The sequence below is a fragment of the Chryseobacterium sp. 22543 genome, from assembly GCF_052044565.1.
In the GTDB taxonomy this organism is placed as follows: Bacteria; Bacteroidota; Bacteroidia; order Flavobacteriales; family Weeksellaceae; genus Chryseobacterium.
Genome location: NZ_JBQENH010000003.1, coordinates 1 through 14,998, shown reverse-complemented (window position 1 = coordinate 14,998; position 14,998 = coordinate 1). Strand labels below are relative to the sequence as shown.

11 protein-coding genes and 1 tRNA gene are annotated in these 14,998 nt (G+C 35.1%); 5 read left to right on the top strand and 7 right to left on the bottom strand.

Annotation, left to right across the window (positions count from 1 at the left end; genetic code table 11):
- Positions 1-220: 220 nt before the first annotated feature.
- Positions 221-1,255 carry a hypothetical protein gene (locus tag ACTJIP_RS10805; protein WP_440704567.1) on the bottom strand — a complete coding sequence of 345 codons (1,035 nt, stop codon included), beginning with the start codon at positions 1,253-1,255 and terminating at the stop codon, positions 221-223.
- A 367-nt stretch (positions 1,256-1,622) separates the two neighbouring features.
- On the opposite strand from ACTJIP_RS10805, the gene ACTJIP_RS10800 reads away from it, so the two are divergent.
- The gene (locus ACTJIP_RS10800; RefSeq protein WP_156118919.1) at positions 1,623-1,784 is read left to right on the top strand and encodes a hypothetical protein; all 162 of its coding nucleotides are present in this window, start codon (positions 1,623-1,625) and stop codon (positions 1,782-1,784) included.
- Positions 1,785-2,029: 245 nt separating this feature from the next.
- Here the strand turns inward: ACTJIP_RS10800 and ACTJIP_RS10795 are convergent.
- Positions 2,030-2,101: transfer RNA gene (locus ACTJIP_RS10795), tRNA-Arg, on the bottom strand.
- Between the two features lie 283 nt (positions 2,102-2,384).
- On the opposite strand from ACTJIP_RS10795, the gene ACTJIP_RS10790 reads away from it, so the two are divergent.
- Positions 2,385-3,479, top strand: coding sequence for an alpha/beta hydrolase (locus ACTJIP_RS10790; RefSeq protein WP_440704566.1), 1,095 nt, complete (start codon positions 2,385-2,387; stop codon positions 3,477-3,479).
- A 58-nt stretch (positions 3,480-3,537) separates the two neighbouring features.
- Here the strand turns inward: ACTJIP_RS10790 and ACTJIP_RS10785 are convergent, their stop codons facing one another.
- Genes ACTJIP_RS10785 through ACTJIP_RS10775 form a run of 3 tightly spaced genes read right to left on the bottom strand, consistent with a single transcriptional unit; the run spans position 3,538 to position 8,791 of the window.
- Positions 3,538-5,298, bottom strand: a complete 1,761-nt coding sequence (locus tag ACTJIP_RS10785) for a TonB-dependent receptor (RefSeq protein ID WP_440704565.1) — start codon at positions 5,296-5,298, stop codon at positions 3,538-3,540.
- A gap of 34 nt (positions 5,299-5,332) precedes the next feature.
- Positions 5,333-5,824, bottom strand: a complete 492-nt coding sequence (locus ACTJIP_RS10780) for a hypothetical protein (protein ID WP_440704564.1) — start codon at positions 5,822-5,824, stop codon at positions 5,333-5,335.
- A 3-nt stretch (positions 5,825-5,827) separates the two neighbouring features.
- On the bottom strand, positions 5,828-8,791 hold the full coding sequence (locus ACTJIP_RS10775) for a tetratricopeptide repeat protein (protein ID WP_077416570.1): 2,964 nt from the start codon (positions 8,789-8,791) through the stop codon (positions 5,828-5,830).
- A 257-nt stretch (positions 8,792-9,048) separates the two neighbouring features.
- Here ACTJIP_RS10775 and ACTJIP_RS10770 point away from each other — a divergent pair, with 257 nt between their 5' ends.
- The 3 genes from ACTJIP_RS10770 to ACTJIP_RS10760 all read left to right on the top strand — a co-directional run bounded on the left by ACTJIP_RS10770 (position 9,049) and on the right by ACTJIP_RS10760 (position 13,575).
- Positions 9,049-11,289, top strand: a complete 2,241-nt coding sequence (locus tag ACTJIP_RS10770; RefSeq protein ID WP_440704563.1) for a CocE/NonD family hydrolase — start codon at positions 9,049-9,051, stop codon at positions 11,287-11,289.
- Positions 11,290-11,393: 104 nt separating this feature from the next.
- Positions 11,394-13,076, top strand: a complete 1,683-nt coding sequence (locus tag ACTJIP_RS10765) for an APC family permease (protein WP_077416566.1) — start codon at positions 11,394-11,396, stop codon at positions 13,074-13,076.
- Positions 13,077-13,230: 154 nt separating this feature from the next.
- Positions 13,231-13,575, top strand: coding sequence for a DUF962 domain-containing protein (locus ACTJIP_RS10760; protein ID WP_219072849.1), 345 nt, complete (start codon positions 13,231-13,233; stop codon positions 13,573-13,575).
- A gap of 360 nt (positions 13,576-13,935) precedes the next feature.
- Here ACTJIP_RS10760 and ACTJIP_RS10755 read toward each other — a convergent pair whose 3' ends face one another.
- The gene (locus ACTJIP_RS10755) at positions 13,936-14,400 is read right to left on the bottom strand and encodes a hypothetical protein (protein WP_440704562.1); all 465 of its coding nucleotides are present in this window, start codon (positions 14,398-14,400) and stop codon (positions 13,936-13,938) included.
- Positions 14,401-14,425: 25 nt separating this feature from the next.
- On the bottom strand, positions 14,426-14,881 hold the full coding sequence (locus ACTJIP_RS10750) for a lipocalin family protein (RefSeq protein ID WP_077416560.1): 456 nt from the start codon (positions 14,879-14,881) through the stop codon (positions 14,426-14,428).
- Between the last annotated feature and the right edge of the window lie 117 nt (positions 14,882-14,998).

Here is a 14,998-nt window from a genome sequence, read left to right as displayed (position 1 = left end):
GTATTAAAAAGAAACTATCCAGTAAGCAAATGGAACAACTTTCTGACAGTTCACAAAGACAAAACCATCACTGGTGCATAGAAACGGATTCATTTTCAAACAGCATCCTCAGCCAACAATGAAGGAGAAAGCGGAACAATTACTTAATAAAAATGAAAATTATTTAATCAGTAAATGACGAAAATTATACCCAACTTTGTAAAGGATTGGGTATTTATTATTATCTCCTCTTGTTCTCGATTTCATATCGCTCTTCATCGGTAATGAAACTCATCATATTATCAACTGCTACCAACGCCGCATTTTCATCCAACTTTAAAGAAAATTTATAATGAAGTTTTAGATCTTCAGCTTCATTATTTGACATTATTCTTCTTTCTAATAAGTTATAATACGTTATTACACCATAAATATTATGGTATTCTAACAAATCATATTTTAAAACATCTCCTCTGTCATCATGGAATCTAAAGACTTGACTATTACTAACTGTAACATCTTTTATCAATGATTCATATATCCCTATTTGATAATTCTTATCTCTTAATGTTTTAGATAAAATTTCAACCTCATTTTTCAAAGCTTTATATTCATCCCCTTGTTCTTTTTCAAACTCTTGCCTTGCTATTATATCTGTTCTAATAGCATTTATTTCATTGGAATATTTTTTTTCAGCATCTATTACATTTATTGTTAATGTCTGATTTTCTATTTGTAGAGATTTAACCTCATCTAAATGCTTTAGTCTTTCATTAGCCAATGTTTCATTCAAATTAGATATATTTTCGTTAAGCTTATCGACATATTCATTATGAATCTCGCCTTCCCTTGCAATAGTAATTGCTTTTTGCTTTTTATCTTCTGCTATGGCTATGTCTTTTTCTCTTTCTAATTTATCTACTACCTGATTTTTTATATAACTCGCTCTTTTTTTAATAGAAAATTGCAAAAACCATTCATTAAATAGATTTAAATAGGGTATAAAAAACAAAAAAATTATCGCGGATCCTAATGGATAAAAAAAGTAGTGCCAAATATCAGAATATTCCTGTTTGATAGTAAGTATTTTATACTCAACATTTCCTTTTGAAAAAATAAAGAAAGCAATAGGTTTCCAATTAAAGGCAATCCATGAAATACAAAAAGCTATTATATAAGGATTTTTAAAACGATCCATTACAATCTCAGATGCATCAGAAATGACTTTTGATAATCCTTCTTTAACTTTTCCGATCTCATCTTTTAATTCTTCCATAATTATTTAGTTTCCACAAATATAACAAAAAGCCCTCTCAAAGAGAAAGCTTTGTTATTTACTTTTTGTTTGGAACACACTCACAAGAGCAATCATGTAAATCTTCCATGTCATCACAAAACCCTGTCGATAGACATTTGTAATGAAATCCAATTTTACATTATGGTACAGGTGTAAACAAACCTCCCATCTTTAACTGATTTCAATTTCTGTATTGAGATTTTCTTTAAATTTTTAATTTTTTAGATTATAGTTTAGATCCAAATATCATTATTAATCCAATTAGAGATTTAATATGATAAAATAAGTATTTCATAATCTCTCCTGAATTATTTGTTTTTATAAAAAAAAATCACTATATTGATATATGAAAAAAAATGATCTTCAGGACAATATAACACACGCAGGTAAGGTTAATGAGAGAACTAAAGCCTTAGAAATCCTTGAAAAAGCAAAGAAAACACAGGGAAAAATTACATTTCTGCGACAAGGCGTAGGAAGAAATTTTAAACCTAAAAACGAGGAATAAGATAAGACCAAATCATTAGGGAAGCCATTTTAATTTCCCGCAGTGTACGGATTTCATATTTTAATTTAACATTTATCAGATATTACAAAAATCTTCTCAAAGAGAGGGTTTGGTATACATATGTTCTCATATTTTTATTCCCCCATTAACTAATCATAAAAGCTCCGGATATCGGGGCTATATTTTTGCTAAAAATCTATATTTGTGTGTGTGTAAACAAAAAAGCTCCTAAAAAAGGAGCTTAGTGACCGCAGAAGGATTCGAACCCTCACTGTCGGAGCCGAAATCCGAAGTTCTATCCATTAAACTATGCAGCCGTGTTCATAAAACAATACGTAATGAGTAATCTCAAAATACCATTGTCATGATTTCGACTGCGAAAATACTGATTTTTTTACAATTTATAAAGCCTGCAAAAGTTTAATTACAAAATCATTGATAAGGTAGATTATCTTTTTGCAGCAGGATCAATGGGGAATATTATGAAGAAAAAGAGCAAACATTTAAAGTTCAGATGTTTAAAAAATAAAATATGTAACATTCAAAATAAACTTCAGACTCATATCATAAATATAAAGCACATTTCAAAGATCAAAAATTATGAGAATTAAAATATTATCAGCCTTTCTGTTTTTCTGGACAGCTGTATTTTTTGCACAGAATACCCCATCCAATGATGAGTATACCAAAGCTAAAGAAATCATTAAAGATCTCGACTCCATTGTTTCCCCCAATGGGATTCAGGAAAGCTATCCTGTTACCATAGGAAGTATAAAACAGCAGGTATATGTAAGAGGACAGAATAAAGAAAATCCAATTATACTGTTTGTTCACGGAGGGCCCGCCTCTCCTGTAGCTCCGGTTATGTGGATGTTTCAAAGACCCATTGAAGAGTATTTTACAGTCGTTAATTATGATCAGAGAGCTGCAGGAAAAACCTATGCTATTAATGATACCGTTAATTTGGGAAAAACCATACATATTGACCAATATGTAAAAGATGTGATTCAGCTGACGGAATATATTCAGAAAAAATACAATAAGAAAAAAGTGATATTGATGGGCCACAGCTGGGGAACGATTGTTTCCATGAATGCTGCCTTAAAAAGACCTGATCTCTTCTATTCCTATGTTGGAATAGGTCAGATTATCAATACCAAAGATAATGAGCGTTTAAGCGTAGAGTTTGCTTTAAAAGAAGCAACCCGTTTAAAAAATGAAACTGCCATAAAAGAATTGAAATCCATTGCACCCTATCCCGGAAATCAGCCGGTTACGCGGGAGAGAATTATTATTGCAAGGAAATGGCCGCAATATTATGGTGGTTTAACGGCTTTCAGAAATAATTCAAGGTATTATTTCCAGGCCCCTCTGCTCTTCTCAGAATATTCTGAAAAAGATCTTGATGCCCTTGGCGGCGGAAGTCTTTTTACATTGAAAAAACTTTTACCAGAGTTTTTGAATGTTGATTTCAAAACCGTAAAAAATTTCCCTATTCCCGTTTTCATGTTCATGGGACGCCACGATTATACAACCCCTTCTGAACCCACCAATGCATGGTTACAAAATGTAAAAGCTCCTGTAAAAAAAGGAATCTGGTTTGAAAATTCAGCACATTTAATTCCCTGGGAAGAACCCGGAAAAATGCTGGTTACCTTATTGAATGACGTCTTACCAACTGCTAAAGACAAGTAATAAAAAAACCTTACATCCTGAAATGTAAGGTTTTTGTTTTATTGAAATATCCTAAAGTTTAGAATGTAATTTTCACTCCTCCCAAAATCTGTGCACCAAGGACTTTATAGCCTTTGTACGTCTGGTATTTTGAGCTCAGAAGGTTATTTCCGAGTGCGAAAACGCTGAAGTTTTTGTGAATTTTATACTCTGCAGAAAGATTTAAATCAGCATAGCCACCCACTTTATCGTTTGTATTCTCCGTAGACTGGTAGATTACCGGAGATCCCACTCCTTCAATGGCATAAGAGTTTGTCGTTCTGTCACTTGCAAAGATTCCTTTAAATCCTAACAATAGTTTTTTGTCAAGCATCGTATATTTTGCCCCGATGCTCGCATTGAACAATGGAACGTTATAAATATTGTCGTAATTCTTAAGATCATACTTTGTAAATCTTAATTCTCCATCTAAAATCAGGTTTGCTAATGGGAAATACTGCACGCTCCCTTTGATATCGCTTACATTTCCATCATCATAGACCGCAGAGAATGTATTGGCAAAGTTATAGGCAGAACGTTCAACAGAGGTATTATCAAAAAGACCATTGCCCTTAAAGAACATAATATCTCTCATCTTTCCATACCCTGCAGAGAAGTCGTATTTCAGCGTTTCGTCAATGTCTCCTCTCAATCCTACATAAAAGTGATATTTGGTCTCTGTAGGCTTTAAAAACTGATCAGAAAGGATGAATGGATTCGTCTGTAACATATCTCCGTAAGTATTCAGTTTCAGGCCTCCGTCTACCCCGCCATAGAATTTAAATTCTTTGGCTGCAGCAAACTGAAACTCTGCCTGCGGGAACCAATAGGTCTTATTATTTTTTTGCTGTTCCAGCTGATCATTAGAGTTTTTAACATTCAGGAAAGAGAATGATGAACCTAACATTAAATAGGAATCACCTTTTCTGAACGTCACTTTCGGAGTCAGGCTGGTATTGAAGAAATTGGAAGAGTTTTTATCTCTGATGGCAAAATCAGTCTTCACCGCATCCAATCCTACTCCAAGATCAGCATTCAGATTGATTCCTGATTTTCCTAATTCTACCGCATGCTTGGAAAAGTTGGCAAGAATGGAAACCTGGTTTTCCTGAGTATCAAAATGATCTTTAAGGAATGATGATTTTACCCTTACATCATTTAAGATTTCATTGGAATAAAAGTCATAATATCCGTTTACTTTAAACTGATTTACTTTTTGCTTCAGATCAAGCTCACCAGTCGGCTGCATCGCATAGATCCCGTAATAATTATAGTTGTCTAAACCATATTCAGCATTGATATTGAATTTTCCTTTTTCTCCGTAAGAGTTCAGGAAAGCACCAATATTAGCAGAAGTCTGTCCGGATTTCCAGTCATACTCTTTTTTAAGACCATTAGTAGAAAGAACGTGAACATCCGCTCCCACTTCAAATTTATTTTCAAGGGTCTTGGAGATGTTTCCATCTACTAAGATTTTACCGTAATTACCCATTCCGAACTGGAAATAATTATTTTGAGCCGTTCCGTCAAATTTCGGAGCAACATCCTCACCCTGAATCGTTGAAGTTTTGAAATCAGAAACAGCAGGAACATCCGTGATGGTATATTTCACAGGAGTCTGCGATTTCTCTTCCGGCGGATAGTTTTTAATGGTTTCCACAGAAGTCTTCTTCTTCTCGATCTTCTTCACTTCCGGCTCTCTTTTTTTGTTAAGAACCAGTTTTTCCTCCTTGATCTGGGAAAACGCCACTGACGAAATTCCTAAAAATAATATGGATAATATTTGAATCTTCTTGTTCATATTTTCTTTATTTGAAAAAAATATATAACGGGTTTTACTTATTGGAAGCAATATAATTGCCTAATAAAGCTTTCCCTGACTGTTTTGAAAAAGTTCTCCCTAGTCTGAATATATTAAACAGCCAAAGGCTTTGATAAACTTGTAATTTGTATTGATAATTTTTCGTTGTACTGTTCTCAGCTACATCATAACTGTAAGAAATATCATACGGAAATCCTGAAGGCAATAACCCGACTGTAAGCATACTCCCAATCATAGGATTTCCACATGGAGGAGTACGGGTAAGCATCGGATGCAGTGTTATTTTAGCTGCATGGGTACTGTCTTCTACAATTTCATAAATATCTGAATGTTTTAAAATCTCAAATTCATTCTTAAGCTCTTTGTTCACTACAAAAGCCTTTTGCTTCGGAAAGTCAGTTTTTGCGCGATTATACTCTTTAGGATATGCACTGTACGATGGAATGCAGCTCCAGAGTGAAGCCGAAACTAAGAAAGAATAAATAGCAATTTTAAAAACCTTCATGTCCTATTTCTTAATCTGTTTTTTAACTTCTTTTGCTTCTGCAACAATTTCAGGGAAATCCTTATAGTTCGCAATGATCTGATCACATGTATAACTTGCCTGGTAGTTATCCTTCAGGCCGATATAGTTTTTCGCCATCAATACCAAAGCTTTTGCTCCCCAGAATTCTTCTGATGCATAGTTATTGGCAAGCTTAAAGATCGTCTCATTAGAAGATTTGAACGCTTTCCCTTTGTTCTGATAATAGGCTTTTGCATATAAAGCTTCTGCAGCTACTGAAGTGTTGGATGATTTTTCAAGAGAAACATACGCAGACTGTGCATCTTTATCTTTTCCTGAGTTCATCAGACTTCTTGCTTTAATCACTTTCGCAGTTTCAATAACAGCTGCCGAGTTTTTAGAATTAGCAATTACGGCATTGGCTAATTTTTCAGCTTCAGAGAAATTATTTTCTTCTGCATACAGCTTCATCAGCTCAACATTTGCATAATTTTTAATGCTGATATTGGAAGAGTTTTTAATTCCCTCAAGGTACTTTTTCGCTTCTGCAGTATTCCCTTGTGCAATAAAGATTTGAGCTAAACGAGTTTGTGCATCATCCTGGTAATCATTCTGAATTCCAGCAACTTCCTGAAGCACAAGTAAAGCTTTAGTTGAATTATTAGTTTGGTAATAACTTTCCCCCAATTCATACTTCGCCTGGTACAATCCTTCCCCTGTTGGGTTCTGAGTCAGATACTTTTCGTAATAAGAAATTGCATTCTTATAATCTTTCTTCGCAAACAATTGTTTACCTGTTGACAGATTGATCTCATCAATTTCTGCAGCATCTACATTGACACCAATATTTCTTGCGAAGGCTTCATAACCTGAAACATCTCCGTTTTTCGTGAAGACAGGTTTCGCCGCCTGAACAACTTTCTGGGCATATGCTGTATTTTTATACTGCTCACCCAAAGATTTCAGCTCAGAAAGTGCTTTATCATTCTGGTTCTGATCAATATAATTCTGTGCTCTGTAGATTGAAGCATTAGCAATTAAATCTTTATCAGCAGATCCTTTAATCACTTTTCCGAAATAATCATTGGAGTTTGTAAAATCATCCTGAGCAGCATAGGCTGTTCCTATTTCGTATTGAGCATCATCGTAATATTCAGAATCCGGATATTTTGATAAAAGGTTTTTAAGGTTGGTAATTTTCGCCTGAGTATCTCCTTTGAATCCTAAAGCCATTGCTTTTTGGTACAAAGTATAATCCGTTGCATCTTCATTTTTATCATAGATGGCAATCGCTTCATTCAGATCATTATTGGCATAATGAATATCTGCCAGACGAAGTTCTGCATCATTTTTGAATTCCGGCTTCGGATTGGTAAGATATTGTTTGAAATAAGCAGCGGCCTGATCAAATTTCTTGGATTTAAAATAAGCATATCCTAAATCATAAGGAAGCTGTTGTTTTTCAGGGAAGTTTTCGTTCAGAAGCTTTTCATAACGAACAATGGCAGACGGATAATTTCCTTTCTGGTAATACACCTGTGCCAGCCAATATAAAGCTCTGCTGTTAAATTCTTTATTAAGATTGAAACCAAGGCTTCTTAAGAAATACTTTTCAGCCTCGTCATAGTTTCCTTTGTTGAATTCTTCAGTCCCCAATAAATAAGAAACCTCCTGGTCTACTTTATTGATCTCAGGAGTTGAACTCTGTAATCTGTCAATAGCGTTCAGAGTTTCTTTATAGTTTCCGGAATACAGATATGATTTTACCAATAATGATCTCATTTCTGAATCATTAGCTCCATTCTGATTGTCATTGATATAACTTTGGATTACCGCAGAAGGACTTTCAAACGGGTTTCCGATATCGTAACTTAATTTAGCATATTGCTCATGAGCCAGCTTTTTCACTTTTGCATCATAATCCATCTGATAAGAAGAACGGAATGCAGAAAGAGCTTCCTGTTTTTTGTCTACTGCCAGATAAGCATTTCCCAACTGGTAGTAAGCATTCTGTGCCAGGGCTGAATTGCTGTTCAGAAGCTGGTTGTAATAAGAAACTGCCTCATCATATTTTTTTAGCTGTGCAGCTACAAATCCCATCTCATACAAATCGTTTTCAGACGGATTCTGCTGTACACTCAGATAATCTTTCAAATGTGGATAAGCAGACGTATAATCATTCTTCATGAAATAACTCTCCCCGATAATCTTATGAACTTCTGCTTTATAAGAATCAGAAATATTTTCGTTCAACAAAGCATTTCCTTCCGTAATTGCCTGATCGTAGTTCTTATCATTGTAATACATCTGTACATAATAAGGACGTACCAGCTTTGAGAACTTATCCTGATCTTTTATAGAATCAAAATACTGGAAAGCTTTATCATTTTGTCTGTTGCTGTAATATAAATGCCCCAACATATAAGCGATTTCTCCTTTTTGAGACTGATCAGCTGTTTTATAAGCTTCCTCCAGGGCATCGATAGCTCCTTTAGAATCACCTGTCATGAATTTAGCATACCCAAGCTTCAGAATATACTGTGTATTCTCTTCTTTTGAAAGCTGATACTGGTTTACTTTTTTCAAAGTCTCCAAAGCTTTATCAAAATCTTTTTTTGCCAAGTAGTAATCTGCCAATGGAAGATTAGCCTGTGCAAAATAAGCAGAATTCGGATATTCTTTCATGAAAGCGGTTAATCCTTCTTCAGCATGATTTTTCTGAAGAATCACGCCAATCACATTATCAAAAAACTGCGCAGCTTCTTTTTTCGAACGAGACAAGTTCTGATTGTAGAAATATTGTCTTGCATATTCGTATTGAGAAGCGTTGTATATTTTGGTCTGATAAAGATTTTCGGCTAGATTAAACCTGTAATTTTCTTTCTGGGTAAAATATTGGGACTGCTGAGCATCGGAGATTCCGAAATAAACTACTGCAGCCGCTAAAAGTATTTTTTTTGATTTCATTCTTCTTGATATAAGAAAATTAGTCTAAATAAGTTAACGAAAATATTAAAAACTTATTGTTTAAGCAAGTTTTAACAGATTTATTAGGTTTAAATAGCAATTTAGCAATGATGAAAAATTTCTCACCATTCAATGATAAAATTTACTACTTTCGTCTGATAAAATGTAAACAATTTCAATAATAAGTTATCAAAAACATATTTTAAGTTGATACTTTTTCAACAGCAGCTAAAAACATACCATAAACACACTATCACATGAAATTTAAGATACTTTTAGCATTAATTTTTGTAAACCTGCTGCAGGCACAAAAGTTTCAGTTTCCAAAGACAGCTGTAACAGACTCTCTTATATTGGAAAAACAGATGCCAGGACTTGCTCTGCAAGTGATCCCCCAACTTCAGTCTGCAAAGTACAAACCGGAAAATAAGATCGACCTTCTGGACAATCTTTTCCGTTTACAAATGGTAGCTCAGGATTATAAAAATTCGTTGGCTTCTCTGTCAGAAAACCGTAATCTCTTTGCCGATCATCATATGGGAGACTATAGATTGATGGGCTTTGAATTGTACAGCATGGCTAAACTGGCACAAAAAGAAAGCAGCCTCTCTTTTTCTGATGCGCTTCAGAAGGCATTTAATCAAAAATATGAAAGCATTCCGGAAAAACTGATTCCCAGATTACCTCTTGCGGTTGACGGCAATGTGAAAGAATCCAGAAAACAAATGAATCAAATACTGGACGCGCAAAAGAACAAAGATAGTATTGATTACAAAACTGCTCTCTCACTATGCAAAAGTTATCTCAACTATAAAACATATTCAAGTATCAAACCTCAGGTGATGAAATTGCTGGCTTCAAAGGATAAGGAAAGATTCATTATTGAAACCAGAGATCTTAAGATAAAAACCGGGAATACCTTAACGATTACCATTGTCAGAAAAAAGGAAAACACTTCCCCACTTCCTGTTATACTTACCAATAATATTTATGCGGGTCCATTTGATGAATTTTTTGGAAAGAGAGCGGCTACTTATAATTACGTAGGAGTTGTTGTCAATACCCGCGGCAAGAGAAACAGTAAGGATATAAATGATCCTTTTGAGCATGAGTCGGAAGATGTCTATGAGGTAATAGACTGGATAAGCAGACAGCCATGGTGCAACGGAAAAGTAGGAATGATTGGTGGAAGCTATTTAGGTTTCAGCCAGTGGGCAGCTGTTAAAAAACTGCATCCTGCATTAAAGACGATTGTACCGCAGGTTGCAGTAGGAATCGGGATAGACTATCCGGCACAGAATAATATATTTATGAGTTATATGCTGCAGTGGATACAGTATGTTACCAACAATAAACTTACTGATGAAGTAGACTTTAGCAATTTCGCAAAATGGAATTTAATCAATACAGAATGGTATAAAAGTGGAAAATCATTCAGGTCTTTGGACACGATAAGCGGGAAACCCAGCAAAATCTTTCAACGGTGGCTGGATCATCCGGGGTATGACCAGTACTGGCAGAAAATGGTTCCTTACAAAGAGGATTTCTCTAAAATCAACATTCCAATTCTGACAACAACCGGATATTATGATGATGATCAGATAGGCGCGCTGTATTATTTTAAACAGCATCATCAATACAATAAAAATGCAGACCATTATCTGGTAATAGGTCCCTATAATCATGGAGGAGCACAGAGTTTCGGCTTTACTTATGTGAATGGCAGTCCTATTGATCCGGCAGCCAGAATAAGTATCGATGACCTTGCATTTTCATGGTTTGATTATATTCTTAAAGGAGGCAAAAAACCGGAAATTTTAAAAGACAGAATTAACTTTCAGGTGATGAATACCAATACGTGGAAACATGTTTCTGATCTTGACAAAATGCATACTTCCACTGTTAAATTCTATCTTCAGGACAAGAAAAACACCTCATCTGTGTTTAATAAACCGGATACCCAAAATTTCACAAAACAAATTGTTGATTTTAAAAACAGGGATCAGAAAGACATTTACTACAAAGTCAGTAAAAAAGACAGTATAAAAATGACTACTTCAATTGCTTTTGAAAGTGAAATATTGGATAAGGATATGATCATCAGCGGAAACCTTTCAGGATTCTTCAATGTTTCCATCAATAAAAAAGACTTTGATACTGACACCTATCTATACCAGATTCAGCCGGACGGAAAATCATCTTTATTATCAACTCATATTGTGAGAGCCAGCTATGCAAAGAACAATGAAATAAGACAGCTTCTTGAACCCAATAAAATGGAGCAGGTTCCCATTAATAACTCGTATTTCATGAGTAGAAAAATAGAAAGAGGAAGTAAACTCCTATTATTGGTGGGGGTGAATAAAAACCCTAACTGGCAGATCAATTATGGGACAGGCAAGGATGTAAGTGACGAAACGATAAAAGATTCTGGGGAACCTCTGGAGGTAAAATGGTATAATGACAGCTATGTGGAAATACCTGTTTATAAGGATTAAAACCTTTTGTTTGAGCATTTTTACCTAAATGTTCTTAACAACTGTTAACATCAAAATAAAAAATCATTACATTTGCTTTTTTTCAAATCAAATATAGTTATTGAATGAGTCAACTTTTTAGAAGAAAAATCTATTCAGATACAGATACTTCAACGGGACTTTTAAGAGTCCTGGGTGTATGGGACATTGTATTTTTTGGTATTGCGGCTATTATAGGAGCTGGGAGTTTCAGCAGTTTGGGAGAAGCCGTTTTCAGAGGTGGTCCCGGTGTTATTCTTCTATATTTGATTTGCGGTTTTGCCTGTGGATTTACTGCCTTATGTTATGCTGAATTTGCCAGCAGAATTCCTACCGCAGGTTCTGCATACACCTATGCCTATGCGAGTTTTGGTGAGCTGATTGCCTGGATAATCGGCTGGGCCCTGATTATGGAATATTCTTTCGGAAATATTTACGTAGCCTTTTCCTGGTCGGACTATTTTACCAGTTTCTTAGGGCGTCTCGGAATGCATATCCCTGATTATCTGACCTGCAGCTATACTGAAGCAAGAAAAGCAGTTCAATATGGTTCAGAAAACAAAGAACTGTTAAATGCCTGGAAAACAGCTCCATTGATTGGAAGTTTGAAATTCATTGTAGACATTCCGGCATTGGTTATCAACGGTTTGATTACATGGCTTTGCTATGTAGGAGTAAAAGAAAGTAAAAACTTCAATAACTCTCTGGTTATCTTAAAGCTAGGTGTAATTATATTGGTTATCCTGGTTGGTTTTTCTTATATCAATACTGAAAACTGGACACCAATAAGCCCTACTACAGGAACACCATCCTTTATGCCAAACGGCTTTGCCGGAGTAATGAGTGCAGTATCCGGAGTATTCTTTGCTTATATCGGATTTGATGCCTTAAGTGTACTTTCTGAAGAGACTAAAGATCCACAAAAGACCTTACCAAAAGGAATGATTATCTCTCTTGTACTGTGTACGGTAATTTATATTGCCCTAACGCTTGTACTAACAGGGATGGTAGATTATAAAAAGTTTGATGGCGTAGGAGATCCGCTTTCATTCATCTTTGAAAAAACAAATGCTAATGTAGCCTGGATGGAACTTACCGTTTCTTTCGTTGCTATTGTTGCCATTACTACTGTATTATTGGTTTTCCAGATGGGACAGCCGAGAATCTGGTATGCGATGAGCCGTGACGGACTGATGCCTCAGAGATTCCAGAAGGTACATTCAAAATATAAAACTCCTTCTTACGCAACTGTTGTTACCGGAATTGTAGTTGGTATTCCTATCCTATTCACAGATAAAACATTTATCCTGGATTTTACGAGTATCGGAACTATTTTCGCTTTCGTATTGGTATGTGCAGGGGTACTTATGCTTCCGGCCAAAGAGAAAATCAAAGGCAGATTTCACCTTCCGTATGTGAATGGTAAAATTATTTTCCCTGTTGTTTTCATTGGTAGTTTGCTGGCTTTCTATAAGTGGCAACCGGAGTTTTTTGACAACCTGATGAACTGGTCAGATCCTAATGAAGGAGAATTCAGAGCCTCTATTTTCTTCTTTATTATCATCAACCTGATCTTATGTGTAGTAGCTTTTGTCAAGAACTTATCATTGATTCCATTGGTTGGATTAAGTTCATGTCTGTATCTACTTACAGGAATGAGCCATGAAAACTGGTTCTGGTTCGGAATGTGGTTCCTGATCGGTATGGTTATTTATTTCTGCTACGGATATAAAAACAGTAAACTTGGAAAAGAATTAAAGAATAGCTAAAAAATAGCAGCAAAACTTTGAAAAGGCAAAATGGCAAAAAAGTCGAACATTTGAACAGACTGATTTGCGATTTTGCCTTTCTTATTTTTTACACTCTAAAAAAATCGGCCGAATTATTGCTATAACTTCAATAGAATCAACAAACTAACCCACCATGACTGAAAGAATTAAAACCTACAGAGAATTTTATCTGTTTTACCTTACTGAACACAGTAAAACAGGAACCCGGATTTTTCATTTTATAGGAACACTGCTCATATTTTTCGTCATAGGATATGTGATCAGTTCCGGAAAGGAAAGATTTCTCTGGTATATTCCAATTTTCGGATATGGATTTGCCTGGTTCAGTCATGCAGTGATTGAGAGAAACAGACCGGCTACTTTTAAATATCCATTATGGTCTTTAATTTCGGATTTCAGACTTTTTTTTGAACTGTTGATTGGTAAGCAGAAATTCTTTACATCCAATAATCAACCACAGAAGCAGGAACAGCCTTAAAGCTTTTTCCAGTTCTTTTTTTATACGAAAAATATTGAGTGTTGGGAAACGCAAAGGCGCAAAAGTTTATACATTTCGTCAATTTTAAGGCGCAAGAAAATCTAAGATTTTCAGCAAAGAAATATTATCAATTTCCCAGAGATCATTCCGGAGATTTAACATTTTTTCTCATCAGAATCTGCCTAATTTGTAAAAACTGTGAGAGGTTAAGAATATGCAGTTTACAATTTTATCAAAGATAAAATCCTTGCGTCTTACATATACATGGTTTGTAAAAATCTTAGCGCCTTTGTGTGTTCAAAAAAACTTCTACTTATAATTTTTTAATTTTGGGTTTGCTTCACCTTCGGTTCGCAATGACTATAATTCAGTGGGATTTTGTTTATTTGGATGAAGCTTCTTCCCTATCAGATATCCCAATGAGGGCAGAATAAAAGATAATACCACCGGGAATATCAATGAAAGGCCAGAACCCTCAAGACTAATCGTTAGAGGAAAAAGATATCCATTATAAACAATGAGCGCCAATGTAAAAATAAAACTGTCACTATTATTTGTAGAAAGAATATTAAAATGACTTCCAAACTGATCGAATAAACCGGAACAAGCGAATAAGAAAACATTCAAAAAAAACATACACAGAACGGTTCTGTAGATCATTCCTTTTTTTGCATTCAGATATCCCGCAAAGATCAAAAAAAGAGATAAAATTCCTGAAATAAAAAAATCTACACCAGAAAAATCTGTTTCTCCGCCAGTTTTTGTAAAGAAATACATTGCATACAGAACAATATTAAGGAGATAGATTATCGTTACATAATTCATTACATCAAAAGTTTACTGTTGGCTGTTAGTATTTTTTCTCAAGGATATCGTAGTGGATGGTGTTTACCACTTTTTCAGCAAGAGCATCTCCTTTTACTTTAATAGGATTGGGAATGTAACTTGAAAAAGTCATTGTGTTATCCTGATTAAGGGTCACTTCCACTTCTTCAAGTATATTTTGCTCATCTACATAAAACTGAATTCTGTTTTCTACGATTCTCCAAAAAGAAAGTCTTGGTTCAGATGGGCTGCAGTCACCTGTTTTCCCTTCTACATAATTATAAATGGCATATCCGTCTTCCCTGATGGCATAATTTCTCATCAGACGGCAATTATCAAATTCTTTTACCACTTTCTTTTTATTTTCATAAAACCCGGATTCTTTCAGTTTCCAGAATCCTGTAACGTTTTCTTTCTTTAATTTCTGGGCATTCATACAAGATACTGCCATAAGAAAAGCAAGAGAAAATATCTTCTGCATAGATAAATTTGTGTGTTTTATATGATTTTAAATGAATATACAATAATTGGAATAAAGAGTTTCGGGGGGGGGGGTTGTTTCCCCCCCCCCACCCCCCCCCCCCCCCCCCCCCCCCCC